The organism is Brevibacillus antibioticus, assembly GCF_005217615.1.
Taxonomy (GTDB): Bacteria; Bacillota; Bacilli; order Brevibacillales; family Brevibacillaceae; genus Brevibacillus; species Brevibacillus antibioticus.
The window spans coordinates 1,059,491-1,084,306 of sequence record NZ_SZNK01000001.1; the positions used below are offsets into that span (position 1 = coordinate 1,059,491).

General features: G+C 40.6%; 33 protein-coding genes and 2 pseudogenes. 29 read left to right on the plus strand and 6 right to left on the minus strand.

Annotated features, from left to right (window positions below; genetic code table 11):
• Positions 1-7 precede the first annotated feature (7 nt).
• From E8L90_RS05295 to E8L90_RS30130, 18 genes are all read left to right on the plus strand, one after another.
• The gene (locus tag E8L90_RS05295; RefSeq protein WP_007719711.1) at positions 8-235 is read left to right on the plus strand and encodes a KH domain-containing protein; all 228 of its coding nucleotides are present in this window, start codon (positions 8-10) and stop codon (positions 233-235) included.
• An 86-nt stretch (positions 236-321) separates the two neighbouring features.
• Positions 322-759 (plus strand): YlqD family protein, encoded by a 438-nt coding sequence (locus E8L90_RS05300; RefSeq protein ID WP_137028306.1) that lies wholly within the window; start codon positions 322-324, stop codon positions 757-759.
• Positions 756-1,283, plus strand: a complete 528-nt coding sequence (gene rimM, locus E8L90_RS05305) for a ribosome maturation factor RimM (protein ID WP_017249366.1) — start codon at positions 756-758, stop codon at positions 1,281-1,283. The genes E8L90_RS05300 and rimM overlap by 4 nt, the downstream gene beginning before the upstream one ends.
• Positions 1,284-1,295: 12 nt before the next feature.
• On the plus strand, positions 1,296-2,027 hold the full coding sequence (trmD, locus tag E8L90_RS05310) for a tRNA (guanosine(37)-N1)-methyltransferase TrmD (RefSeq protein WP_137028307.1): 732 nt from the start codon (positions 1,296-1,298) through the stop codon (positions 2,025-2,027).
• A gap of 168 nt (positions 2,028-2,195) precedes the next feature.
• Positions 2,196-2,543, plus strand: coding sequence for a 50S ribosomal protein L19 (gene rplS / locus E8L90_RS05315; protein ID WP_007719703.1), 348 nt, complete (start codon positions 2,196-2,198; stop codon positions 2,541-2,543).
• Between the two features lie 135 nt (positions 2,544-2,678).
• On the plus strand, positions 2,679-3,242 hold the full coding sequence (gene lepB, locus E8L90_RS05320) for a signal peptidase I (protein WP_137028308.1): 564 nt from the start codon (positions 2,679-2,681) through the stop codon (positions 3,240-3,242).
• Positions 3,243-3,270: 28 nt separating this feature from the next.
• The gene (gene ylqF, locus E8L90_RS05325) at positions 3,271-4,164 is read left to right on the plus strand and encodes a ribosome biogenesis GTPase YlqF (protein WP_137028309.1); all 894 of its coding nucleotides are present in this window, start codon (positions 3,271-3,273) and stop codon (positions 4,162-4,164) included.
• Between the two features lie 84 nt (positions 4,165-4,248).
• The gene (locus tag E8L90_RS05330; protein WP_137028310.1) at positions 4,249-5,025 is read left to right on the plus strand and encodes a ribonuclease HII; all 777 of its coding nucleotides are present in this window, start codon (positions 4,249-4,251) and stop codon (positions 5,023-5,025) included.
• A gap of 40 nt (positions 5,026-5,065) precedes the next feature.
• A complete protein-coding gene (locus E8L90_RS05335) occupies positions 5,066-6,958 on the plus strand; it encodes a hypothetical protein (protein ID WP_137028311.1) in 1,893 nt (630 codons plus the stop codon).
• On the plus strand, positions 6,955-7,248 hold the full coding sequence (locus tag E8L90_RS05340; RefSeq protein WP_137028312.1) for an EscU/YscU/HrcU family type III secretion system export apparatus switch protein: 294 nt from the start codon (positions 6,955-6,957) through the stop codon (positions 7,246-7,248). Before E8L90_RS05335 ends, E8L90_RS05340 begins: the two co-directional genes overlap by 4 nt.
• Positions 7,245-7,622: a YraN family protein gene (locus E8L90_RS05345; protein ID WP_137028313.1), complete on the plus strand. Its 378-nt coding sequence runs from the start codon at positions 7,245-7,247 to the stop codon at positions 7,620-7,622. The genes E8L90_RS05340 and E8L90_RS05345 overlap by 4 nt, the downstream gene beginning before the upstream one ends.
• Positions 7,623-7,957: 335 nt before the next feature.
• On the plus strand, positions 7,958-9,802 hold the full coding sequence (locus E8L90_RS05350; RefSeq protein WP_137028314.1) for an Ig-like domain-containing protein: 1,845 nt from the start codon (positions 7,958-7,960) through the stop codon (positions 9,800-9,802).
• Between the two features lie 96 nt (positions 9,803-9,898).
• Positions 9,899-10,675, plus strand: a complete 777-nt coding sequence (locus E8L90_RS05355) for a nucleotidyltransferase domain-containing protein (RefSeq protein WP_137028315.1) — start codon at positions 9,899-9,901, stop codon at positions 10,673-10,675.
• Positions 10,676-10,718: 43 nt separating this feature from the next.
• Complete coding sequence (locus tag E8L90_RS05360) at positions 10,719-11,273, plus strand: NADAR family protein (RefSeq protein WP_137028316.1); 555 nt, start codon at positions 10,719-10,721, stop codon at positions 11,271-11,273.
• A 191-nt stretch (positions 11,274-11,464) separates the two neighbouring features.
• A complete protein-coding gene (locus E8L90_RS05365; protein WP_137028317.1) occupies positions 11,465-11,656 on the plus strand; it encodes a hypothetical protein in 192 nt (63 codons plus the stop codon).
• Positions 11,657-11,672: 16 nt separating this feature from the next.
• Positions 11,673-11,828: a hypothetical protein gene (locus E8L90_RS30125; protein ID WP_167497583.1), complete on the plus strand. Its 156-nt coding sequence runs from the start codon at positions 11,673-11,675 to the stop codon at positions 11,826-11,828.
• Between the two features lie 35 nt (positions 11,829-11,863).
• A complete protein-coding gene (locus E8L90_RS05370; RefSeq protein ID WP_137028318.1) occupies positions 11,864-12,409 on the plus strand; it encodes an RNA 2'-phosphotransferase in 546 nt (181 codons plus the stop codon).
• 100 nt (positions 12,410-12,509) lie between these two features.
• Positions 12,510-12,656, plus strand: coding sequence for a hypothetical protein (locus tag E8L90_RS30130; RefSeq protein WP_167497584.1), 147 nt, complete (start codon positions 12,510-12,512; stop codon positions 12,654-12,656).
• A gap of 480 nt (positions 12,657-13,136) precedes the next feature.
• Here E8L90_RS30130 and E8L90_RS05375 read toward each other — a convergent pair whose 3' ends face one another.
• Complete coding sequence (locus tag E8L90_RS05375) at positions 13,137-13,445, minus strand: hypothetical protein (protein ID WP_137028319.1); 309 nt, start codon at positions 13,443-13,445, stop codon at positions 13,137-13,139.
• Between the two features lie 146 nt (positions 13,446-13,591).
• Here E8L90_RS05375 and E8L90_RS30610 point away from each other — a divergent pair, with 146 nt between their 5' ends.
• The 5 genes and pseudogenes from E8L90_RS30610 to E8L90_RS05395 all read left to right on the plus strand — a co-directional run bounded on the left by E8L90_RS30610 (position 13,592) and on the right by E8L90_RS05395 (position 16,075).
• A complete protein-coding gene (locus tag E8L90_RS30610; protein WP_244297158.1) occupies positions 13,592-13,774 on the plus strand; it encodes a DUF2716 domain-containing protein in 183 nt (60 codons plus the stop codon).
• Positions 13,775-13,869: 95 nt separating this feature from the next.
• Positions 13,870-13,917: pseudogene (locus E8L90_RS30615) on the plus strand (hypothetical protein); the annotation flags it as partial.
• Positions 13,918-14,827: 910 nt separating this feature from the next.
• A complete protein-coding gene (locus E8L90_RS05385; protein ID WP_137028320.1) occupies positions 14,828-15,007 on the plus strand; it encodes a hypothetical protein in 180 nt (59 codons plus the stop codon).
• Between the two features lie 186 nt (positions 15,008-15,193).
• Positions 15,194-15,595: a hypothetical protein gene (locus E8L90_RS05390; protein ID WP_137028321.1), complete on the plus strand. Its 402-nt coding sequence runs from the start codon at positions 15,194-15,196 to the stop codon at positions 15,593-15,595.
• Positions 15,596-15,634: 39 nt separating this feature from the next.
• A complete protein-coding gene (locus E8L90_RS05395; protein WP_137028322.1) occupies positions 15,635-16,075 on the plus strand; it encodes a hypothetical protein in 441 nt (146 codons plus the stop codon).
• Between the two features lie 363 nt (positions 16,076-16,438).
• Here the strand turns inward: E8L90_RS05395 and E8L90_RS05400 are convergent, their stop codons facing one another.
• A complete protein-coding gene (locus tag E8L90_RS05400) occupies positions 16,439-16,765 on the minus strand; it encodes a hypothetical protein (RefSeq protein ID WP_162309039.1) in 327 nt (108 codons plus the stop codon).
• Between the two features lie 2,107 nt (positions 16,766-18,872).
• On the opposite strand from E8L90_RS05400, the gene E8L90_RS31305 reads away from it, so the two are divergent.
• Positions 18,873-19,142 (plus strand): barstar family protein, encoded by a 270-nt coding sequence (locus E8L90_RS31305; RefSeq protein ID WP_137028324.1) that lies wholly within the window; start codon positions 18,873-18,875, stop codon positions 19,140-19,142.
• 324 nt (positions 19,143-19,466) lie between these two features.
• Positions 19,467-20,126 (plus strand): annotated as a pseudogene (locus tag E8L90_RS05415) (magnesium chelatase domain-containing protein); the annotation flags it as partial.
• 328 nt (positions 20,127-20,454) lie between these two features.
• On the opposite strand, the gene E8L90_RS05420 reads toward E8L90_RS05415, so the two are convergent.
• Entirely contained in the window at positions 20,455-21,030 is a 576-nt protein-coding gene (locus E8L90_RS05420; protein WP_137028325.1) for a hypothetical protein, read from the minus strand.
• 41 nt (positions 21,031-21,071) lie between these two features.
• Positions 21,072-21,341 carry a hypothetical protein gene (locus E8L90_RS05425; protein WP_137028326.1) on the minus strand — a complete coding sequence of 90 codons (270 nt, stop codon included), beginning with the start codon at positions 21,339-21,341 and terminating at the stop codon, positions 21,072-21,074.
• Between the two features lie 158 nt (positions 21,342-21,499).
• Here E8L90_RS05425 and E8L90_RS05430 point away from each other — a divergent pair, with 158 nt between their 5' ends.
• The 4 genes from E8L90_RS05430 (at position 21,500) to E8L90_RS05440 (ending at position 22,888) form a co-directional block, all read left to right on the plus strand.
• Complete coding sequence (locus E8L90_RS05430) at positions 21,500-21,736, plus strand: hypothetical protein (RefSeq protein ID WP_137028327.1); 237 nt, start codon at positions 21,500-21,502, stop codon at positions 21,734-21,736.
• Between the two features lie 10 nt (positions 21,737-21,746).
• On the plus strand, positions 21,747-21,932 hold the full coding sequence (locus tag E8L90_RS05435; protein ID WP_137028328.1) for a hypothetical protein: 186 nt from the start codon (positions 21,747-21,749) through the stop codon (positions 21,930-21,932).
• Positions 21,933-22,212: 280 nt separating this feature from the next.
• Positions 22,213-22,380 carry a hypothetical protein gene (locus E8L90_RS29860; RefSeq protein ID WP_162309040.1) on the plus strand — a complete coding sequence of 56 codons (168 nt, stop codon included), beginning with the start codon at positions 22,213-22,215 and terminating at the stop codon, positions 22,378-22,380.
• Between the two features lie 85 nt (positions 22,381-22,465).
• Positions 22,466-22,888 carry a hypothetical protein gene (locus E8L90_RS05440; RefSeq protein ID WP_162309041.1) on the plus strand — a complete coding sequence of 141 codons (423 nt, stop codon included), beginning with the start codon at positions 22,466-22,468 and terminating at the stop codon, positions 22,886-22,888.
• A 190-nt stretch (positions 22,889-23,078) separates the two neighbouring features.
• On the opposite strand, the gene E8L90_RS05445 is transcribed toward E8L90_RS05440, so the two are convergent.
• Both E8L90_RS05445 and istB read right to left on the minus strand, forming a co-directional pair.
• Positions 23,079-23,777 carry a hypothetical protein gene (locus tag E8L90_RS05445; RefSeq protein WP_137028330.1) on the minus strand — a complete coding sequence of 233 codons (699 nt, stop codon included), beginning with the start codon at positions 23,775-23,777 and terminating at the stop codon, positions 23,079-23,081.
• Positions 23,778-24,026: 249 nt separating this feature from the next.
• On the minus strand, positions 24,027-24,815 hold the full coding sequence (gene istB / locus E8L90_RS05450; protein WP_137028331.1) for an IS21-like element helper ATPase IstB: 789 nt from the start codon (positions 24,813-24,815) through the stop codon (positions 24,027-24,029).
• Position 24,816 lies beyond the last annotated feature (1 nt).

Here is a 24,816-nt window from a genome sequence, read left to right on the forward strand (position 1 = left end):
TTTGATGATGAAAGCGCTGGTCGAAACGATCGCTAAAGCTCTCGTCGATCATCCGAATGAGGTTCGTGTTAACGCAGTGGACAAAGAGCGAACTCTCGTCTTTGAATTGTCGGTACACCCTGATGATATGGGGAAGATTATTGGCAAGCAAGGTCGAATCGCGAAAGCCCTGCGCACGGTCGTGATCGCCGCATCCGTGGAAACGGACAAGCGTGTCACGGTTGAAATTGTATGAGAAAAGGCTGGGAGCTTTCCCAGTCTTTTTTCTAATATCCAAGATGCTCATAAACCATGATGGTTTTTCCGAAAGGAGTGGCGAAGGTGCTTACTATATTTCGGACGGTACAGGTTAAACTGATCATTACGGAAGCATCACGGGCTGCTCTCATTGATCAGTATAGCCAACGACTTCGTTTGCAGCGTAAAGAGTGGGAGCAGTGGCAGTTTCAATCGAAAAAGCTTTTAACCGAGGCGAAGAAAAAGTCTGCGGATACATATGCGTTGGCGCAGGAAAAAATAGCGCAGGAAGAGCGGCGACGCAAGGAAAAGATAGATCACCTGACATATACCCTCCAGCAGGTAGAAAATCTCCCAGAGGGTAGCGAGATCGATTACCAGACTGTTCAAAGCCCTGTCTCGATTCAAGAGGGCGATGTCTGGGATGAAATGATGTCCGGAACGGAAATCATGATAAAAGATGGCCTGGTACATGAGATTCGGCTACAAACGAAAAATGGGAACAAAGAAAAGGAGGAATGAACACGTTGAGCCAAAATAGCTTTTACGGAGTAGGCAAACTGGTTAATACGCATGGGCTGCGTGGTGAAGTACGTGTAACACCAACGACTGACTTTCCAGATCAGCGTTTTCGCAAAGGAAATGAGCTGTACTTGTTCCATCCGACACTCAGTGAGCCGCTAAAATTGAAAATCGTTTCTCGCCGCTCGCATAAAAATTTTGAGATTGTGAGCTTTCAAGGCTATGAGCATATTAACGATATCGAAAAGTACAAAGGCGGAGAGCTGAAAATTCCAGAGGAAGCGCTGATGGAATTAGAAGAGGACGAGTTCTACATTCATCAGCTCGTCGGCTGCGTCGTAGTAACCGATGAGGGCGAAGAACTGGGGAAAATCGTGGATGTCATGCAGCCAGGAGCAAACGATGTGTGGGTAGTGAAGGGAAAACGAGGAGAAATCTTGCTGCCGTATATCGATGAATGCATCAAGGAAGTGGACATCGCGAACAAACGTGTGGTCTGCCATCTGATGGAAGGCTTGCTGTAGGAGGAACTTCAGATGCGGATCGATATTTTCACGCTCTTTCCCGAAATGTTTACAGGTGTTTTATCCAGCAGCATTTTGGGAAAGGCAAGCGAAAAAGAACTGGTTGATTTTCACGTCACCAATTTTCGCGATTTCTCTGAGAGCAAGCACGGTACGGTAGATGACACCCCTTATGGCGGTGGCGGAGGAATGGTTTTGAAGCCTGAGCCGTTATTCCGGGCCGTAGAAGCCTTGACAGGAGAGAAAAAACCGCGAGTGATTCTGATGTGCCCACAGGGTGTGCCTTACCATCAGAAGCTTGCAGAAGAGTTAGCGCAAGAAGAACATCTTGTCTTCATTTGCGGTCATTATGAAGGGTACGACGAGCGAATTCGGGAGCATCTCGTCACGGATGAGATTTCCATTGGTGACTACGTTCTGACAGGGGGAGAGCTTGCGGCGATGGTGGTCATTGACAGTGTCGTTCGTTTGCAACCAGGAGCGTTGGGAAACCAGACGTCAGCCGTTGAGGATTCCTTTTCAACAGGATTGCTCGAATACCCTCATTACACAAGACCAGCTGATTTTCGCGGTTGGAAAGTACCAGACATACTGTTGTCAGGTCACCACGCCAATATCGAAATCTGGCGGTTAAAAGAATCGCTGCGGCGAACAAAAGCACGGCGTCCAGATTTGTTGGAAAAGCTCGAGCTGACAGATGAAATGAAAAAGCTATTGGCTGAATTGGAACAAGAAAAAAAGTAGGGAACAAATAGGAAGCAGAGTCTTGTAGTTTTGTGCCCACTGTGTTAATATACTTCTTGTGGCAATTTTGCCCGCTGACTAAGGCGGTCCGCTACTCGTAACGCAGCCTAAGCGGCTGGACCTACGGGTTAGACGAGTAAGAACGTCTATCGGAAGGAGGAAATTCAAATGAACCAAATTATCCGTGAACTGGAAAAAGCGCAATTGAAACAGGACATTCCTGCGTTCCGACCTGGTGACACTGTTCGTGTACACGTTAAGGTTATCGAGGGTCAGCGTGAGCGTATCCAGCTGTTCGAAGGCGTATGCATTCGCCGTCGCGGTACAGGTGTCAGCGAAACATTTACTGCTCGTAAGATTTCTTACGGCGTAGGTGTTGAGCGTACATTCCCAGTACACACGCCTAAGATCGACAAGATCGAAATCGTGCGTCATGGTAAAGTACGTCGTGCGAAACTGTACTATCTGCGCGATCGCGTAGGTAAAGCAGCTCGTATTAAAGAAATTCGTCGATAAGCGTAAAGCTTAGAAAGAGGACTGGCCTGCTTGCCAGGCCTCTTTTTTCCATTTCACGATCTTGAAATAAAATAGTTCATCTTGACATATGTTACAGCTAAGGTTGGACGAGCTTTCATGGGAGGATCGTAAGTCATGAGCGAAGAAATTACCTCCAGTCATAAGAAGAAAAATGAACTATGGGAATGGATAAAGGCACTTGGGATCGCTTTAGTCTTGGCGTTTCTTATTCGTACCTTTTTGTTCGCCCCGTTTATTGTAGAAGGCGAATCCATGGAAAGTACACTACATAACAGCGAAAAATTAGTTGTGAACAAGGCGATTTACTTTTTGCAAGATCCGAAACCTGGTGAAATCATCGTGTTCCATGCTGAAAAGGAGCGGGATTACATCAAGAGGGTCATTGCTGTTGAGGGTGATACAGTAGAGGTCAAAAGCGATCAACTGCTGGTCAATGGCAAAGTGGTAGAGGAACCGTATCTTGCACAATTAAAAGAACAAGCGAAGCAGCAGGGAGAGCCGTTTTTAACCCGCGATTTTCCCCCGGTGCAAATACCAGCAGACCATATCTTTGTGATGGGCGACAACAGGTTGAACAGTCATGACAGCAGAGCCATCGGTCCTGTTACCGTCAGTACGGTTGTTGGTAGAGCTGAATTTACTTTTTGGCCGGTTGAAGGAATTCGCTTAATAAGATAATGCAAAGCTTCAAGGTAGGTGAGACATCATGACGATCCAATGGTTTCCTGGCCATATGGCTAAAGCACGTCGTCAAGTAACGGAAAAGCTGAAATTAATTGATGTAGTCATCGAGCTTCTCGATGCACGTCTGCCGCTTTCCAGCCGTAATCCGATGATTGACGAGATTGTCAGTGATAAACCACGTTTGATATTACTGAACAAAGCAGATTTGGCGGATGAACGGGCAACAGATGAGTGGATCGCTTATTTTCGCAAGGAAGGCATTCGCACATTGCCGATTGATGCTCTGAGTGGAAAAGGTGTCAGCAAGCTGCCAGAAATGTGTAAGGAGCTAGCTGCTGACATGCTGGCAAAGCGCAGTGAGCGTGGGATGCAAGGTCGTGCCATCCGCATCATGATCTTGGGAATCCCTAATGTCGGCAAGTCTTCCCTCATTAACCGCTTGTCCAAGCGCTCCGTAGCGGCAACAGGTGATCGTCCGGCAGTAACCAAGGCGCAACAATGGGTAAAAATGGGCGATACACTGGAGCTTCTCGATACGCCTGGTATTCTTTGGCCGAAATTTGAAGATCAGATGGTAGGTCTGCGATTGGCGGCAAGTGGTGCAATTAAAGACGAGCTCATCGATTTTACGGAGGTAGCATTATTTGTTATCAGCTACATGATGCATTACTATCCGGAACGCCTGATCGAACGCTTCAAGCTAAAAGAATTGCCTGAGGATCGAGTAGAAATGCTCGAAGAAATCGGGAAGAAGCGCGGATGCCTCGTTTCTGGCGGAAATATCGACTATGACAAGGCAGCAGAAATTTTCCTGCGTGAGCTGCGTTCCGGTAAGCTGGGAACGATCTCTGTCGAACGCCCGATTGACTGGGAAATGGACGAACCGATTGGTAAGCCAGTATCTTTTCCAGAATAAACGTTCCAGCCATCAAAAACCTGTCTATCGACATATACGGTAGGCAGGTTTTTACTATGAGGATCGGTAAGGAGAAATGAGTCAATGAATCTAGCGGAAATGTCGATAAAAGAAATACGAGTGACGATGGAAAAGTTGGACGAGGTACCCAAAGATTTTTTACAATTGCTGAAAGACGATAAAAGAGCGGGTGTACAGGCTTTGGCGAAGCAGGCGGAAGCATCGATTGCACGTCAAGAAAAGCTCGCACAGATGTGGAATGACATGACCGTCTATGAGAAAGCCATGTTTGATAAGGGGCATCAATACGTATTCGGGGTTGATGAGGTTGGAAGAGGTCCATTGGCTGGTCCAGTTGTTGCATGTGCTGTGTGTCTGCCCAAGGATTTTTACTTGCCAGGCCTGAATGACTCGAAGAAGATACCCGTATCCACTCGGGAGGCTTTTTGCGAAATTATTCAAAGAGATGCACTTGCTGTGGGAATCGGAATCGTCGATGCAGCAAGAATCGATACGATCAATATATTAGCTGCTACAAAAGAGGCGATGAAGCTGGCAATCCAGCAGGCAGGTAGTGCTCCAGATGTATTACTGATTGACGCCGTGCAGCTAACCGGAATGAGTTGTGAGCAGGTGCCGATTATCGGAGGAGATGCCAAGAGCGTTTCAATTGCAGCTGCATCGATTGTAGCGAAGGTCACCCGTGATCGATTGATGGCCCAGTATGCCGAACAATACCCAGCCTATGGCTTTGAAAAGCACGCGGGCTACGGCACCCCTGAGCATCTGGCAGCAATCGCTCGATTTGGACCTACGGCGATTCATCGCAAGACATTCACTGGCGTTAAAGAACACGCATAAAAAGTGCTAGCAACATACTGCCTACAGGAGGAGGATCTGCATGTTTTCCCCGTCGCAACTTATTCAATCATTCGTGCAAAAAGCACCCATATCCGCTCCGAAGCCGGTTGAGCTTACTCCCGGACAAGTGTTTAAAGGCACGGTAATCAAGCATTACCCGGACAATATGGCGCTCGTACAAGTAGGGGGAATGCAGGTTCAGGCTAAAATGGAAGCAAGTCTGGAACCGGGCCAAAAAGCTTGGCTGCAAGTCCAGCCATCAGCAGGTGTCGTCACGTTGAAGGTTTTGGAAAGCGTCGGGGAAGGAGCTGGCAAAGACGCATCTCTAGAAGGGCTAATGCGGTCACTAGGGATTGCTGATACAAAAGAGAACAAAGCGATCATGCAAGCGCTGCTTGGTGCCAATCTTCCTGTGAATAAGGAAACCATACAAGCTTTTTCAGCCGTTGCACAGCGATTAGGCGTAGACAATGCCACTATTGAGGCATTCATGACTGCCATGAAACGAAATTTGCCACTGACTCCCGATACAATCGCAGGGCTCAAAGCTTTTTTATCGGACAAGCCGATGGGACAGCTCATACAAAACCTGCTGCAGCAAGCCTCGCTCTTTTTAGAAGGAGAGGGCCAGCCTTCACAGACGACGGGTCAAGTTCCTCAAAGCCAATCACAGCAAGCACCCGGACAAGCAAATGCAGCAACGGGAGATGTCAAACAGCTTGTTAGTCAGTTAAAAGAAAAGTTGACAGGACTCTCTTTCCTTATCACGGGCAACGATGGTACAGATGAGGGACTAGCAGTCAAACAAATGTCACAAGGGAATCAGTCAAATCAAGGAGCTTCGCAGAACGCGACTGGGGGAAGCCAGACACAGCCGCTGTCTGCGCAGGGCGGTCAGCCTTCTTCGCAAGTGCAGACATCTCCCCAACCATCAATGCAGGCTTTCAGTAACATATCAACGCCATCACAAGCAGTTGCTTCAACGGTTTCTACTGAGACAGTGCCTGCACCAAACACCGCTGGTAAACAGGTAGACTCGCAGCAAAACGCCATGACCGGAAAGAGCAATCAGTCGATGACTAACCAGACCAGTGGTCCAAGCATCGATTCGAAAATTGCTCGAAACGAGCCAATGCTTACTTCTCCGTCATTACAGATGAATCAGGACCCGGTCCAAAACAAGAAGATGGCAGAGCAAAGGGCGGTAGTGAACGACGCGGGGCAAAAAGTCATCCCACAAATGGTGTCTCAAGCATCTGGTGCAGCGAATGGAGCCACAGCTGCTAACCCGATTGCTGAATTGTTTCGCCATTTAGGCGTAACCCACGAGAGAGAATTGATGGGACAAGCATTTTCACAGGGGGTAAACGATTCGCATTCATTAAAGCAGATGGATACGGTCAAATCCCTCTTACTTCAAATCAGTCAAGCGCCAGCTCAGGCACTTCCAACCGCCTTGCGTGAAGCAGCAGATCAACTGCTGCAACAAGTGACCGGACAACAGTTGATGATGGTACAGCCCTCTAACCAAGCGCTGACTCAAATCGTCATGCAAATTCCGATTCGCCAAGGTGAGGGGGATGAGACGGCTTTCGTCCAAATTGAATCGAAAAAGAAAGGCTCTGGACAGCTTGATCCGGAGAACTGCCGCCTATTCTTTCATTTGGAACTCCAAAGTATGGGGACAACCATGATTGATGTAAGTATCGTTAATCGAATCGTTAACCTGCAAATATTTAACGATACGCCATGGGTGGACGCACTCATTCAAGGGTCCAAGGATCGTTTTGCTGACCAATTACAGGACGTTGGTTACCATCTATCGGCTATGCGTGTCCAGCCAGTCCCGGCCGAGCGCGGGAAGTCAACAAGTCCGATCCAAACCAAAGGCCCCATCCTGGCTGACTATAAAGGGGTTGACCTTCGCGCATGAAGCCGCCATCCTCTTCAGAGCAAAAACGCAAACAGGCCGTTGCACTAAAATACCAGGCGGGTACCATGGAAGCCCCAAGGATTGTGGCAAAAGGCAAGGGGTACGTGGCTGACAATATACTGAAGACAGCAAAGGAGCATGATATACCGGTACAAGAGGACCCATCACTTGTAGAAGTTTTGGGCAAGCTGGATTTGGATCAACAAATTCCTCCGGAGCTGTATCAAGTAGTGGCAGAAATCCTTGCTTTTGTCTATCGCATCGATAAAGGCGGAGGAATCAAATCATGAGCGATCGCCGCCGTCTTCTTGGTCAAAGAGGAGAACAGCTTGCTGAAGGATATTTAGTAAACAAGGGTTTCCGCATTGTCGATCGAAATGTTCGAACAAAACGTGGGGAAATGGACTTGATTGCTCTAGACGGAAATTGCTTGGTTTTCATTGAGGTTCGAACGAGGAGCAGCCAATTTTTTGGAACAGCGGGCGAGTCCATTACTTGGAAGAAGAAACAAAAGCTGCGTGAGCTTGCCATTGAATACTTGCAAAAAACCTCTCAGCCTATCCCAGCCTTTCGTTTTGATGTCGTCGCGATTTATACGGGTACATCAACGCAAGGTGGAGACTATATGAAGCCAGTCATTGAGCACTATGAGAGTGCTTTCTAAGAAAAACGGGCTCTTGACCACGAATATATTGGGGATACGTCTACAGCATCAGTCGCAGAGCCAGCGTACTATGTACTGTACTCGACGCGATGAAACTCCTCCAAGCATCAATATCCGCTTTCCGGCTCAAAAGCTGGGAAGCATTTTTTTTGATGAAACGGATCGATTCGTACAGACAAGTCCATTATTAGTGCCACTTTTGCTTTTGAATCCGGGATATCAACAATTGTTTAAAAGAAAAACAAATATTTTTCAAAAAAACAGCTGATTTGGTGTGACATTTTTCCATCTCATTCGTCAATATAAGTATAGGAAATAATTTGGAGGTAAAAAACATGAAAAAGATTAAGAACAGTTTAATGAAAAACGTCTCCTTAGCAGTAGCAACTATTTGTACTGTTCAGTTCTCCGTTACAGGCATTGCTTCTGCACAAGTTGCGACACCACAACCAGTTCAAGTTTATAGCTTGGTAGCAAGCACTACTGGTTTGATAGCAAGCGAAGGCTCAGTGAACGTCACGATTGGGGATACAGAAACCATTCGCCTTACTTATAATGGCAGCCCTATTGATAACGCATTGGTTGATTGGGAAATTGGCAACTCCAGCATCGCTACTGTCAGCAATGGGGTTGTGTACGGTAAGAAAGCAGGAATGACGGTTGTTACTGCTAAATACAACGGTTATCGAGCTACAGTTAGAGTGACTGTTGACAGGGCACAGATTCTCGAAGCAACGAAAACAGAGGTTTCTGTTAAAAAAGGTAAAAAGACAAACGTTAGTTTGAAATTTGCGGGCAACAGTATCCCTGGATCAAAAGCGACTTGGAAAACCGCGGATAAAACAGTTGCAACTGTTGACGATGGTGACATTAAAGGTATAGGCCAAGGCAGCACAGTCATTACTGCTAACTACAAAGACCAAGAGGTAGAAATCCGCGTTGATGTTGAAGGCGGAAATTCAGATGGTAAGCTGGAATCAGATGTTACCCAGCTGAAAATGGGAAAAGGCGATAAAGAAACAATTAAGTTGACATATGACGATGATAAACTTACTGGTTCCAAAGCAACCTGGAAAACTTCAAAGTCCTCTGTGGCAACCGTGAGCGATTCTGGTGTCGTTACCGCAAAAGGCAAAGGTACAGCAACGATCACGGCAAAATACAAAGGATACGAAGTAGAGATTGATATTTATGTAGATACAGACAGTTCTGGTAAACTGGAAGCAGATGATACCAGCATTTCTTTGAACAAAGGCGACAAACAAACTGTTAAGCTGACGTACGATGGTGATACAATCAGCGGTTCGAAAGCAACATGGAGAACCAACAGATCTTCTGTAGCTACCGTAGATAATGGTGTGATTACAGCAAAAGGAACCGGTACGGCTACCATTACAGCTACGTATAAAGGCGAAAAAGTTGAAATTGAAGTAAAAGTAGATATCTCCTCTGGTAGACTTGAAGCAGAACAAACAAAAATCTCCATGAAAAAAGGGCAGCAAGACTTTGTAATGCTCAAATTCGATAATGAAAGAATTTCTCTTTCCAGTGCAACTTGGAGAACATCTAATTCATCCGTAGCAACTGTAAATAGCATTGGTGTGATTACAGCCCAAGGCAGAGGTACCGCTACGATTACAGCAGAATACAAAGGCTACAAGGTAGAAATTGAGGTAAAAGTAGATAATACTTCCTCAGACATGCTGGAAGCAAGCGATACAAGCATTACCTTGAAAAAAGGCGCGAAAGAAACGATTCGTCTGAAATACGATGGCAGTTCACTCAACGGTTCAAAAGCAACTTGGAAAACTTCTAAATCTTCCGTAGCAACCGTTAGCAGCAGTGGTACAATTACAGCAAAAGCTAAAGGTACAGCTACCATTACAGCTACGTATAAAGGCGAAAAAGTTGAAATTGAAGTAGAAGTTGGCAGCAAAGGCTCAAGCAAGCTGGAAGCAGATGACACAAGCATTACCATCAAAAAGGGCGACTCCGAAAAGATCAAACTCACCTATGATGGCGATGACCTTAGCAGCTCTAAAGCCAAATGGAAGTCCAATAAATCTTCCATAGCTACAGTATCCAGCAGCGGTTCGGTAAAAGGTAAAAAGAAAGGTAAGGCCACTATTACAGCTGAATACAAAGGCTATGAAGTGGAAATCGATGTAACGGTAAAATAATGGATGACAAGAAACTCGCTGAATCTTAATTGGTTCAGCGAGTTTTTTTCCAAGAGAAAGGAAACCCTGTTATTTTTAATGGAGGAGGAAAGATTCTTGAGAGAGATTATCTTGGAAAAGTTAAAAGAAATCGAACAAGCGCATGATTTGAAAGTATTGTTCGCTGTTGAGTCAGGAAGCCGGGCATGGGGATTTCCATCCAAAGATAGCGATTATGATGTACGCTTTGTTTATGTGAAGAAACCGGAATGGTATTTGTCCATTGACGATAAACGGGATGTTGTGGAAGTACCGATCAATGACCTCTTAGATATAAACGGCTGGGATATTCGAAAAGCGCTCAAGCTATTTCGAAAATCGAATCCGCCCTTACAAGAATGGCTTGTGTCAGATATTGTTTATCTCGATACAATTGGCTTTCGAGATGAACTGGTAAGGTTGCAAGAGGAAGTATTTTCGCAAAAGGCTTCCTTGCATCATTACCTCAGTATGGCAAAAGGGAATTTTCGGGACTATCTACAAGGCGAGCAAGTCAAAATCAAAAAATACTTTTATGTATTACGCCCGATCCTCGCATGCATCTGGATCGAAACGTATCATACGAATCCCCCCATCGGATTTCATCAGTTAGTTACAGAGCTGATAACCGATTCTACGTTAAAAGGTAAAATTTCTGAGCTGCTCCAAAGAAAAATAGCTGGGGATGAGTTGAATTGGGAGCCAAGAATCGAAGAGCTTCACCATTTTATTGAGACTCAATTAGACCGTCTAACTGCACTGATAAGCCAATATACAAATGATCTGGAGGACCCAACACACAAGCTGGATGAGATATTTCGGAAGTATTTACAGAAGGCATGGATTGTCAGTTAGTCACGATGGAATCGTTACGATAGATAGGGAGGTACAAATATCTATGCAGGATCATATCCGAAAACATATACAGCAACCTCTCGAAATTCACTTCGATCGACCAGATAAGCCTTATGGCTGCTTCTCCAATTTCTCCAGTCATCCAATAGAGTTGGAAGGGGAACTATGGTCAACCTTGGAACACTATCTGCAAGCCAAGAAAGTTTTCGGGACAACCTTAGAAAAAGAGATCATAAGCAAGGCATTGCAAGCAAAAGTAGAACAGTACCCTGTCATTCGTGAAATTCTGCTCTCTACTGGGGATGCAGACTTAATCGATCGTACAAGTAACGATCCAAACGTACTAGGAAGATTATGGATGGAAGTACGTGAAAGCTTGGATGGGTATCAACCGCATTTCTATTTGCCGCCATGGATTGAGTTTCCAGAAGAGCATCCGTATAGTTTGTTTTGGCGGATGGGCTTTGGTGAGGACTATGTTATGCATTATTGGCCATGGCTAGAGGAAATGAGCGAAGATGCCAGGAAAGAGTATGACGCTTATTTTCCGGTACCAGAGGAATGGAAGTTTGAAGATTTGGATGAGGAGGAAGAATGAAGCTACTGTTCATTTGCAGCTAAATAAGATCAGCAGGCACTGAAACTGGGGCACGCATCAAAGTAATAAGTAGAATGTTTTTGTAAAGCTGTTAGTACCCGTTGTCGATGTATACCGGATTATTATGTATAATGGGGATGATATGGCTCGATCGTACTACCCATACTTATCGTAAAGCGAGGATTTTCACCATGAAGAAAAAACTTGTACTGGTTCTAGATGTTGAAGTAGCAGACAAAGCTGATATGCAGCAACTGGCCGATTCTATGTCCACAGCAATTCAATCCGTGGAAGGGATTGAATTGCAAGACCTAGTTATGTTTGATAACGATGAAAACAATGCTGACAAGCTAATTGCTAACATAAGAAAAGAAATGGCCTAGTAAGGAGAGCAGTCCTGTGTTTTTCGTTTCTGTTCTGGCTTACCTGATCGTTGCTCTCCTCTATGGATTTTGGACGATGAAAAGCCAACAGCTATGGGTTCGACTAACAGGAAATTTCATCGTTCACCTATTGATTGCTGCTATAGTGAGTCTCGGTTACTTTTTTGCGTAAACAAGTGGTTATGACCTGTAAGGGGAGATGAGTGTATGGATTATCAAAAATTGAGTAAAGAACTGTCCTATGCCCTTCGTCATGCCCCCCATGAATATGAGCTGGAGCTAGACGAACAAGGATGGGTACCTATCAAGCAATTGCTTTTGTCACTTCATGAACAGCGCAAGTGGCGTGCGGTTACCGAAGAAGATTTACATACGATGATTGCGTTATCAGAAAAAAAGCGCCATGAGATCAATCAAGGCAAAATTCGCGCCCTCTATGGACATTCAGTGACGCAAAAGATCCAAAAGGAAGAAAAAGAACCACCTGCGCATCTTTTTCATGGCACGCCGCAAAGATTCCTCGATTCTATTTTGGCTAGTGGGCTTGTTCCAAAAGGAAGGCAGTATGTGCATCTGTCTGAAGACGTCCAAACAGCACAGCAGGTTGGGAAAAGACGAGACGATCATCCCGTACTTTTGCGAATCGATGCGAGGCAAGCTTGGCAAGATGGTGTGAAGTTTTACCATGGAAATGAACTGGTTTGGTTAGCAGATCACGTGCAAAAAGAGTATATTTCTGTCTATCAGAAGTAGCTCAATTTGCTTAAGAAGAAACAATACAGCATGAGAAAAGACTCGCATTTAATCGCGGGTCTTTTTTGTACAAGGATAATCGTAGGGAGGTAAAAGCGGCATGGAATTGTTGTTTGCTTTTCTACTGTTGGCAGGACTTTTTGCAATCTATGACGCGATTCGGAGGCTGAACCAGAACATCGTAACGCAAGTGGATCAAACCCAACGAATCATTGAACTACTGAATGAATTGAAGAGAAAGCAGTGAGGTCAAGGGTGACCGAGCACAAGTGCGCAGTTGCTACGATTGGACATTCATGGAGTGATGGTGAGCAATTTTTTATGTATTCCGCATGATGATTACCAGAGTGGTAGCAAACCTCTCCAGCGATATTACGTAAAACGGCGACATAGTTTGGAATTAGGACCGAGATGACAAAATCCGAATTGTATTTGTCTTGTCCGTAGTCGATCAGTGGAAAATCACTAATCAGGAGTAAACTGTAATTACATCTATCTGGCACGGTGTGGTCCCATTCTTGAAGATTTTCAGAAAGATACGGCCAAGATATATTGATTTGAATGTGGTCTCGATCATAAGTCCAGGACCAGCGATTATCGTTTTCCCCATCATATTCAAATGGTTTTAGCAATAATACACGTTCTAAATCGTTGGATAAAGTAATGAGATCCAGGTCGCTGTAAAAGGAAATGCGTTCAAAAATTCTCAATCTAGTTCACCTTCGTTTTACGCTTTTTCATAAAGATAAAGAATGCCATCGTCGATCGACCAACTACGTAATGTATGCCTGCAATCGCTTGTTTGCGAGGGTAAGTATTTTTCAAGGTCACTTACGATTTTTTCCCAATTCTGTTCACTATCATTAATCTCAATGAACTCACCGTAAACCAAGTCAAAAACGAGGTACCCCATTTCGTACTCAATGCAATCGATCTTATAGTAAGAGACACTGTAGACTTCGTCCCAGTCGATATGAACAGGTTCAGCATGTTCGTAGTGGATAGAAATTTGGTGGCAATCAACCGTAAAAATCAAGTAGAACCAACTCCTTACCTATTTATTAGTAGTATACCTGTTGGAGTGAAAGTTTTCCATAAATGTATGGGGGAGTGGCAGGTGCTTGATGAATGAATCATTAAAGAATCAAGAGGAGATGTAACAGGGACAATTGGATTCCATTTTTGGATGAGCAATATTGTCTGGTTTGGGGTGAATTTTATAAGGATTTTAAATTCAAACCAAGCATCCATAGCAGTGATTGGCCTTCCTATCGTTTACCGATTCCTTTTGTTACTTTTGATATTACTGAATATACGGATGATGATATCGATGATCTTGAGGAGAAGTGTGTTACCAACCGATGAATATATCTATGCACTTGATTGGCATCACAAATAGTGACTATTGCTTCTATTTGAATAAAAATTTTACGTGAGGATACTATGGGCATCCCTGGGAGCAATCAATAAGCATTTTTGGAGAAGAATTGATTCATTCATCAGTTTGAGACTAATAGGCCAACTATATTTGGGATGATAGTGCTGAAGGATTAGTCTAATTCGTCCGTATATCTAAAACAACATTAATAGTAACAGGATGTTAGATTCCATTTTTATAAGCGTCGTTTTATAAAATTACACTATGCCCCTTGAACGTGGCTTGGAGATCGCTACAGCTGGATTTCATAATGTGATCGTTAACTGAAACAAAGAAAAATGATACTAATTTCTTCACTCGGCAACTATTTAACTTTTGCAGCAGTTGCAATAGTTTTTGCCACAAAAGGATACGAGGAAAACGCAAATCAAATCAATGAAATAAAGATTTCAAAGGGAGGAATAATTAGATGACAATAAAATTAATCTGTGAGTACTATGAGTCGAATGATAAAGAGAACGTTGAAGTAAGTATAAGTGTAGAACATGAAAGCGAATCAATTTTAGATATTGCTTATTAGCTATTAACAGAATATTACACACTTGAGAACTACAATTTTTCTGATAATAACACCATGTTTGAGGATTGGCACGAAGCGGGAGAATTAAATGATTATAAGTTTCATTAATACATTTCCAAAATTGATAAAACGACCGAGGGTATCAGTTTAAAATCTGCATTACAAATGATGAATAACATCTTTGTTTTAACAAGTAGTGCAAATCAGATTGTTCGTGGAGCAGAAGTGATTTATAGTGAATTCAAAAAGATAAGCCCTGATTTGGAGTTTTTTGAAAGGACATATCGAAAGCGAATCAATTAATTAAAGAGATTGAGGAGATGCAGGAGTCAAATGAGTATTTATTATCTAAAGGGCATATTCCGAATGATATTAATAAGCTAATCGAGAAATACAAGTATTGAAATAAGAAGCATTAGGATAAAAGGATGATTTCATCCAATGGGGGGGGGTTGTCAAAATGGATTATTTGAACTATGAAGATCAGTTTAAAGTAATATTGAACCAAGAAGAAATAAATTACATCCAGAGTCCTCAACTTAGAGAAATCAGAATGAAGTATTGGAGATTAAGACACGAAGCATTTATTGATGAACGAAACATTTCTGATAGCGATTTAGAAAAAGTTTTGGATGATTGATACGTAAGGAACAAAAGGAATTGCAACGCTTTAAAAACACCTGAAGTCGACGATTATTTCTATGATCTTGAGAGTCCCAAAATGAGAAGTTACATAAACAAAAGGCTTGTGCAGCATAATAAGTAGCTTAAATTCATACCACGCGATGAGATTGTTGCAGTAACTCTAATAGCAGTCCTCCCAACCATGGCATTAGTAATCGAGGAGTGTCGTGCTAATTACAAAGACTGGGATAGACTAGTTAGCATTGCTGTTGAGGATATTATTGACAGTCTTGAAGAAGATTCGAAGTATTTGATACTAAAAGAAGAGCATGAGTCAATTAAAGATAATGAAGAAACTCAAAGACAGCAAGCATCTGATGTACTGTTAAAGGAATGGTCAGAACATCTATTAGCCTGTGATGAATTCAAGTTGTGCTCCAACCAAAGATTAAGAACCTCCTTTTTCCAAAATAACTGGATGAGATTTGTTGAAGATTTTGAGAAGAGAAATTCGATTAAGAATAGAGACTTTAGAATTCACGTACAACATGAAATGCTAACTAAGATGGACATGATCTGGAATAGAATTAAAGCAGAAAAATAAAGATGAAATATCGTTTTTATCGGGGAAGGATGCAACCAAATGAAACTTATGCAAAGTAGAAATGTTTTTCATGATGAAGAAATTCAAGAAGTGTTACTGCAACACAAAGAGGCATTTGGTTTCTCTGATATAGTTGATGTTAATGCAATGAAAAGAGAATATGAGTTCTATGTGGCTTTAAATTGTGAAAATGAGCTTGCGGGCTTGGGATGGATAGACACTTTTTATAACGAAGATGGAGAAGTTGAAGCAGAAGTTTCACTATGTGTATACAAGGATGAATCCAATAAAGGTACTGGAACGTTTATATTATTGGAAATGGAAAAGCTGATTGTTAATAGCAACGTCAATATAATTAATTCAATGATCAAAAGGAGCAATCCTAATTATGATTTCGTCGTAGAGTGGTTTCTTAAGCAAGGCTATCAGCTTATTTTGGAAGAGGTAGGTGCTGATACTTGGTTGCAAAAGAGAATATAATTGGCATTTCATTAAAAGTAAGAGGGTGCGGATATGATTAATCAAAATGACACAACAAAGCCGTAAAAAGAGTAAGCGAATGGAAGGATGGATCTGCTGGGTTTAGATTCGAGGAGAGTAGTCTTGGATGGTCTAAAATACACATATTTCATACTGCTGAATTGAGAGCAGCAGATTTAGTTTAAAAGAAAACGAAAAAATTTTAATGAAAAGGAGTGTTAAACGTGGATAGATGTTTTAAATGCTACAACCAATTTCTGTACAGAACCAAATTAGCCTCCTTGAAGGCAATATTTAATTATATATCTAAAAATTCAAAAAATCCTTGAGGTTGTTTGTTAGAACAACCTCAAGGATTTGTCTCTATTCTTCTCTAAAGTAAACCTTCCAATGTGTGGCAGTACTTTCCTCGTCATCTATATACCAGAAAAAGTACTCTACGCCACCAACGGTAATGTATGTTGTTGAAGTAAAATCGCTTCTACTATAATCTTTTTTTGGATACAAATAACTTTTGACTCTACAAGGGTTGCAGGCTTGAGTCGTAATACTATCAGAATTTGACTGTATGCTGCTGCTGGGAAGCTCAGATGTCAGTAGGATGGGACTCGCAGACACTGGTGCTGCCACAACCATAAAAGTGGCAATAGCCAAAGAGCTTAAAAAAGTTTGCTTTCCCTTACTAATCACATAAACACCTCCAGATTTTTTATAAAGGTTGAGTTCCACAATCAAATGGTAACATTTGTCAATAATGGTGTATATAGTAATATAGAACTAATTAATATGTATATATTCTTGAGGCATCCAACTCCTTGAAATGATTAGTGGAATTCTCAGACAGGCAACAAAAAGAAAATAAAATAGGCATTTAATTAGGAGACTTTTCCAATAGTGTGATAAGACGAAAAATAGTTCACTTATAAGAAGATGTACGCTGAGATGCTAAAGGCAATGAATAAATTATTGGATGAACATAAGTCGAAAGGTAATGAAGGTGAAGTAAGAACTCTCGATAATATGATCAAATGGATCTTGGAAGGGGAGAAGGAATAAATCAGACAATCGAAATACGGTAAAGTATACTATCGTGATTGAAAGATTGAAAAACTGCAACAAGAAAATGAACAATTGAAATTACAAAGTGAGTTTATTGTTGAAGAAATTGATGATGAAGATGGCCAAGAACGGATTACGGGTATTTACTGTATCGAGAGTTTAATTGATGGTAAGAAATACGTGGAATGAGTAAGGATGTTTATTCACGTTGGCAACAGCATAGAACGGATCTCCGAGCGAATATCCATCATAACGGTAATCTTCAAAAATCATGGAATCAATATCGTGAAAATAACTTTACTTTCTCCATTTTGGAAGAGTGCGAAGAGAATGAACTTCGAAAAAAGAATGTGAATGGATTGAAGAACTGAGAAATAATGCTTATAACATGACTCATAAGGCGTGTTAAATACTAAACTAACAGACTTTCCATAAAAAATGAGGGGGACCTATTAGGTAATCCTAGAGTGTTCATTTGCTTTAATAGAACCAATCAAATTCCGTTTTTATTAAGCTAAATCTAAATATTTTGTTTAAGTAATACTAATTTGAAACACATAACTGATAATATTTGGGGTTATGTAATGTATGTACTATATATACATAAAGTTAGGAGCGGCTTATTCAATGAAAGCAAAAAGTTCTAACACTGGGTTTTGCAGCTCTTCTCTCAGCATTTTCGGGTCTGTCAAGATTTTTGTGTAAACTCAATCAACCGATATTGAAAAGGTTTCATCCCCTAATTAGGACATCTTCCACGGACCAACAGGGTCAAGGGCGTAAGGCGAAGCGAACCCTTGTTGCGATGGTGGGAGAACATGGAAGGCGGATACGATAAACACTTTCGAAGTAAACAATGGAACTTTCACCACCAACTATTATATGGATGGAGCTTGTCAGTATAAGCTACCGGTCGGCGCTGAATATTATGTGAAAGGTTACATTAGAAGTTACGATTAGTCGCACAATCAAAATGCGTTTGCAAAATTGAGCATCTTGCTACGGTAGGATGCTTTTTTCTTATGTAACAGAGAGCTGTAACTGTGTTTGGATATTATTAATTAAATCATTTTTTTTATGGTATTTTTAACCGTTTAACTAATCGAAAATGTTTAGAATGTTGAGGAAAAAATTGGAAAATCTAAGTAAAGAGAAATTACCGCGAGTGGGAAATCTTCTTCTCGCAATCCATGCTTATAAATAGAAATATCATATATAGAATATATCCACTAAAGATCAGCACTCCTAAAATAGCCATACTAATAGTAACGATGGAGCCAAGCACATAGCTTGGTTTTTTTATTATTTATTGGGGGATTCAGAAAGTTACCTAATCTAATTTTCGATGAAATTATCTAGTGTATGGAGGAAGATTGAATGAATCCAGTAGCCCAAGAGCCTAATTACAAAGAGACTTATGAATTCCTACTTAAATAGCATGAATGATTCTGTAAGGCGTTTAATGTAGCTTTGAACTTCAATTAAAGGGAATACGTTTAGTGGTGATAAGTTTATTAGCCATGTTAAGAAGTTGGATATTGATCCAGCGGTGAAGGGTATTATTTTAGTTAACTATAAGTGAGTTTAATGTTGAAAAGCTTAAAGAAGAAGTGGGCAGGATGGCAGAAGGTAGACCGAGCAAGAACTTGCTGATTTTCTCGGGACGAGTATCCAGACTTTATACACTTGGCGCAAGCGGCACTCGGAGTTTCCGGAAGCCATAAAAAAAAGGGCAAGAATGACGCATATACTTTTAGATATTTCCCGTGTAGTGGCTCCAGCAGATCTTCATATAATCTTGAAACGTAAACTTGATTTTCCTGATGTGTACGGTATGAATTGGAATGCGTTTTGGGACGCAATCACCAGGATGGTAAAGCTACCCAAGAAAATAACTATATCTGGATGGGACGTATTGGAGGAACGACTTCCGAAAGAAGCAGATTCTTTAAATGAACTTCTTAAGGACTATTCAGTACGTTATACTAACGAAATTTTCACAGTATAATATGAACAAAAAAGCGAGACATCTTCTAATTGAGGATGTCCCGTTGCCATTTTTGTTGCTCTATAAATACCTCAAGTGCCTCACAGGGTCTAAAGCCTTTTGTTTATCTTCCTCGCTTTGCTTTTCTAATTCGTAGAAGAATAAGCTTTCATATTCGGAAAGAGGTATGTCTTTCTTGGAGGAAGGGGAAGATGTACCCTCCAAAATTCCGGCTTTCTCCAAAAGCTCCTCATATGTAACGCCCTTTAGATAAGCGGCAAGCACTTTATTTACTTGCCCACCCCCTCTATCTTTTCCTACCCTATAACCAGAGGGGGAGAGGACATGTACGCATGCAGTTATTCAGGCACGGTGCTCGGCATAGACGGAATGGTAGTCACTGTAGAAACAGACATAGCAAATGGCTTGCCTCAATTTGATTTGGTCGGACTGGGTGGTTCAGCAGTAAAAGAAGCGAGAGATCGCGTTCGTGCTGCCTTGCGCAACGCAGGTTACGACTACCCAATGCAGAGGATCACCGTCAACCTGGCACCAGCAGACCAGCGCAAGGAAGGCTCAGGCTTCGACCTTGCTATTGCGTTTGGTATTTTACTAGCCTCGAAGCAAAGGCTCCCTAGACCAGAGAGAATCCTCGTTCTAGGAGAGTTGGCATTAGACGGTTCTCTTCGCGCTGTAACGGGTGTACTCCCCATATTGCTAGAAGCCAAACAAGCAGGATTTACCCACGTGATCCTCCCCGAACAAAATGCAGCGGAAGCACAGCTCGTCGACATTACCGTATTGCCTGCGAGTAATTTGGAAGAGGCAGTGAACTACTGGAAAGAAGGACTTCATAGTAAGAACTCAGAGTTGATTTTTCCTGAATCGGAGACAGGCAAGACAAATAAAAACCAACTGCCCTCAGACTTCGCCAATGTTTACGGACAGCAATTTGTAAAACGTGGCTTGGAGATTGCAGCAGCTGGATTTCATAATGTGATCGTTAACTGAAACAAAGTCAAGTAAATGCGAAAGGACATGAGCAACCAAATGCTTGTGTCTTTTTTATTTATTTGAGCGGAAAAATACCCCATTACCACACTAGTGAGTAGTATTCAAAACAAGGAAGATAACTCCAGTATAGATCGTAAGGTACAGAAATATTTGGTATAATTGTCATATGAATATAAATTCGATTTTATTAAAGATTAACTCATCCTTATTGACAAAATATTCATCAATTATTATCTTTGTCAAGCAACAACCTTGGCGGCTATTATCAATTAAAGTTTCCATTAAATTCAATTAAAACCTCTCCCATAGTTATATTATCTTATAACGCGTCTAAATATGGTTTTATCTTATTAAACACTCCAATGTAGTCTGAGAAGAAAGTTTTCAATAACAGTTCAATAATGGCATCCTTCTCTCTTCTCAGTTCCTCATCTACTCGCTCTCTAATCTCCTCACTTACACGCTCGAGAATATAACTGGGTTCTACAGTTGGGCTTGGTGTAGTTGGGTGTGATATGTCTTCCTCCAATTGTACAGCAAGTAAAGCAAAGTATTTGTCTTTAGCGGTCCCCTCATCATCGTCTATAAAGATAATATAAATGTACATTTCAAACTTGATAACGGTTCCACTTAGCGATATCTCTACATCTGGCACACCTTTAACATTTAGATCTGCAAGAAAAGCCAATTTTTCGCGTAAATACCCCTCGCAAAGTTCCTCGGCTTTGTTCAAAATTTCTGCTTTGACCTTTTCTATGTCAAACATTTCCTGAAGTTCTTTAATTTTCTCTATAACTTCTTTTATAGAATCTACATATTCTTGCTGTTCTGCCGTTAATTCATCATATACGTTTTCAACAAATAGCGTGTAAGCTTGACACACAATTTTGTTCATTGAGTCAATTGCCTCTTGCTTTAGTGAACCGATAGTATTATCTAACTCCTGCCAAGCTTGATTGATCTCATCTTGTGTGCCCCCATCAGCGCCTCTTCCATTAAAACTTCTAACCGTTCTTTAAAAATTTCAAGCTGATCAGTAACTTCAGTCCAATCAAATTCTCGAGTAGCATAATCAGCTACACTTTCCCAATCAAGTGCATTTCTCCCTCTATTAATAATGCCTGCTGGATCTGCTAAAACCTCACCTACTTCTCTACCCGCAGTGATTACATTTTCCACAGAGAATTTAATTTTTCGCCATCCCATATTTATCCCTCCAAACAAAGTAGATACATTCTATCGTTTGTAATGGGTGTAATAAATATGTACTACCTTTCAAATTTGTACTTCAATGAAAGCATAGATTTATTGGAAGTCTTGTGTTAAATTTGTTGGTAAATTATGTAGATTAAAGGGGGATTAGTATGACGATTACAAAATATTTTAAAGTCACTTATCCAAATCAAGTGATTATCTTTCCGTTGAGTTTTACCAATGGTAATTATGTAACTCACAATCAAGTTCTAAGTGAAACTGATTTAGTAGAGAAGATTAAAAATGCTTTAGAGGTGGAAAATAAGCAAGGTGTTTTGTCTGAGGTGGAAAAGCAAGAATGCAATCTAACGTTTGACGAATTCCTCTCACTGCACAATCTGAAATGAGGCATGTATTATGTTAATTGATAAGCAAGTAGTCGTGATAAAAGACGATGGAGGCACATTACCCAAAGGTCATCATAGTCAAGTATTTATTACAAAAGATCACAGTGGTAATGATATTGAATGGTTTAAGGATGCCGCAGGGGTTGAACTAGAAGTAAGGCTGTTTATTAGAAACGGAACAATTATGTATTTATAGGTAAGGGGATGAGTGTTTTACTCATTCTACTCAAACTAACTAAATAAAATAATGAGTTTATGAAGCTGGTTGAACTTCACTTTGAAAGATTGGAAGCATTGTATTGCATTCGATAAGGTAATTAGGTGCTTCGAAAGAGATACAGAGAGATTTGGAAAAGAGTTTGTTTATCAAAATGATTTGGATGCCTACAAGTTTGCAAATATACGTGATTGTCACTACTGTGAAAATATCAAAAATGAAAACAAATAAAGTCGTTTTTTAATGGGGATTAAAAACAATGATCGGGATTAACAGCAAGGTGTTTGTTTTAGAAGGACATTACAAAGGGATAGAAGGAAGAGTAATTGATATCTCGTTGGAAGAAGCTTACCCAATAACTGTTGAATTTATCGATGGAGCATTAGAGTGTTACTATAAAAATCAATTGCAATTGCTATCACAATAAAAGAGACATTTAAGCTAAAGTTGTAAATAATGGAAATAATCTTTATAATTATAATTAATGTAATTGTGTGATATAAAGGAGGTCAATGAAATTGGATATGTCGAGTATTGGTATCAATATTTTTAAAAAAGAAGTGAATGCAATAATAAAACAGGCAGCAATTTATAAACTTAATGGGACAAGCATTGACAAAACTCTTTATTGGAGACTTGAAAGAAATAATCTATACTTTGAAGTAGATGATTACGATAATGCCTTAATTTTTGCAAAAGATGGCTCAATACAAGAATTGTTGTTTGGAATTCATGGACATAATTGTGGCTGGGTTTATGATGATGAAAGTATTAAAAATTCAGTAAAGAGAACACTTGAAGAAGTCAAACAAGAGATTTTACCTTTAGAAAAAAATGAAGAGTTAAGGAAAAAAGAAGAAATTCGCTTAAGAAAAGAGCAAGAGGAAAAAGAAAAGAACGAAAGAATAGAACGAATTAAGAAAATGCTTTCCTGAGATTCAATCAAATACGCAATTGATTGGAAGACTTTGCTACATGAGCGAAGTCTTTTTTGCTTGCATCTTTCTTTGACTGGAGTTCTGAATGGATCAAAATTGAAAGTCTTGTTAGTGTGACAAAGTAATAAATCTAAGTCCACTACTTGTGGACTTTTTAGCAAATAAAATTAAGTTGTAAAATACATTTTTATTTATTTTTCTCTTTCTCTAGACGTTTTTCGATTACATATAGACTTCTATCTTTAAACTGTTTGCGTAGTTCTTCTGCTCTGTCTTTGGTGGTAAGCCATAAATCTCCATATAGCTTTGCGAATTGTTGGAAAAGTACGTTATTATTATCTGTTTCCTCAATTTCTAGGATCTCAGACATTAATTTTTTGTCACTAATAATATTCATTAAGTCGGAATATATTTCACTCAATCTTTTAGACGCAAGGTACGAAATATTTTCACGAGTAGATGGTAAACTTGGGATGATTGATGAGCATACCGCCCTTACATTTTTCTTACCTTTAGTATACGTTGCTTCAGTTTTATCCTCGATAAGTTCTATCTTGATTTGATTCTCTGCTTCTAAATAATCTCCCTGAATAGTCAATGAGTAAACTTCAATATCATGTTGAGTAAGATGCTTTGATAGTTTTTCTAATTGAAAACTTAATACAGCGTACATTTTATCTTTTTTTGAGCCATCATTTTTTCTTTTTGAATCTATTATATTGAACTTTTCAAACCTATTGTCATTCAACAGGTTAACATGAAAACTAACTCTAAATTTATAGATATGTTCACGTTCTATACGATTCTTGTTTTCTAGAATGACCTTGTTAAATTTTGAATCAATATCCTCGTCGAAGATGTCTGTATTTTGCAAAATCCATTCCATAAAAATCACACCTATCTCATTTCAGTTAATAATGTAATGTATTCCCATTTGATTATGATTCTATACAGATCAAAGGCAAACTTTATAAGATTTTAAACAATGACCACTTATAAAATGGTTGAAAATCAAAACAGTTTTTCGAAGTCCTTGGATATGAAAACTATCTATTTTTTACGATTGTCAACATCAGTTTAAATTTCCCCAAATCCATCAATTGAATTTTCCCCACTAGATGGGACCGACAGGTCCCTAATCTAGAGATTGATCTTTTTCCGCAGGTATTTCTGATCTGAAGAATCCGGCTTTCTTTTTTTCTTTAATCCGATAACTTTCTCCCTTTATATTGACCGTACTAGAGTGATGGAGAAGTCGGTCTAAAATAGCAGTAGCCAATACTGAATCCCCAAAAATCTCTCCCCACAGGCCGAACGATTTGTTTGATGTTAGAATAATTGAGCCTTTCTCGTATCTTTCCGCGATAATTTGGAAGAAGAAGTGAGCAGCCGTTTCATCCATTTTGCGATACCCAATTTCGTCAATGATCAAGAGATCAGGCTTTGTAAAGAGACTTAGCTTACGGCGTATCGTATTGGTTCGGTGTGCTTCTTGTAAGCTTTGTACTAGGTCATGAGCTGTAATAAAGTAAACCGAATATCGTTTCGAAATGGCCTCCATCGCTAAAGCGACAGCTAAATGAGTACTCCCAACGCCTGGCGGTCCCAAGAGGACAATGTTTTCTTGGAGTTCGATAAACTGCAGCGTAGCAAAGTCACGGATTCTTCTTTCATCAATGGATGGTTGGAACGAGAACTCAAACTGTGAAAGCGACTTATGATACGGGAGTCGAGCTAAACGTGTTCGAGTGCGTATATAGCGATCATTTTTGGCGAAGATTTCTTCTTGAAGGAGTTTGTCTAGGAATTCTAAATAGGATATATTTTGTTTAGAAGCCTCTTCTGCAAGTTGGTGGAGTATGTCTGGTACACGTACCCATCCGAGTTGTTGGAAGGCTAGTTGAAGTCGTTCTTGGAGGATCATT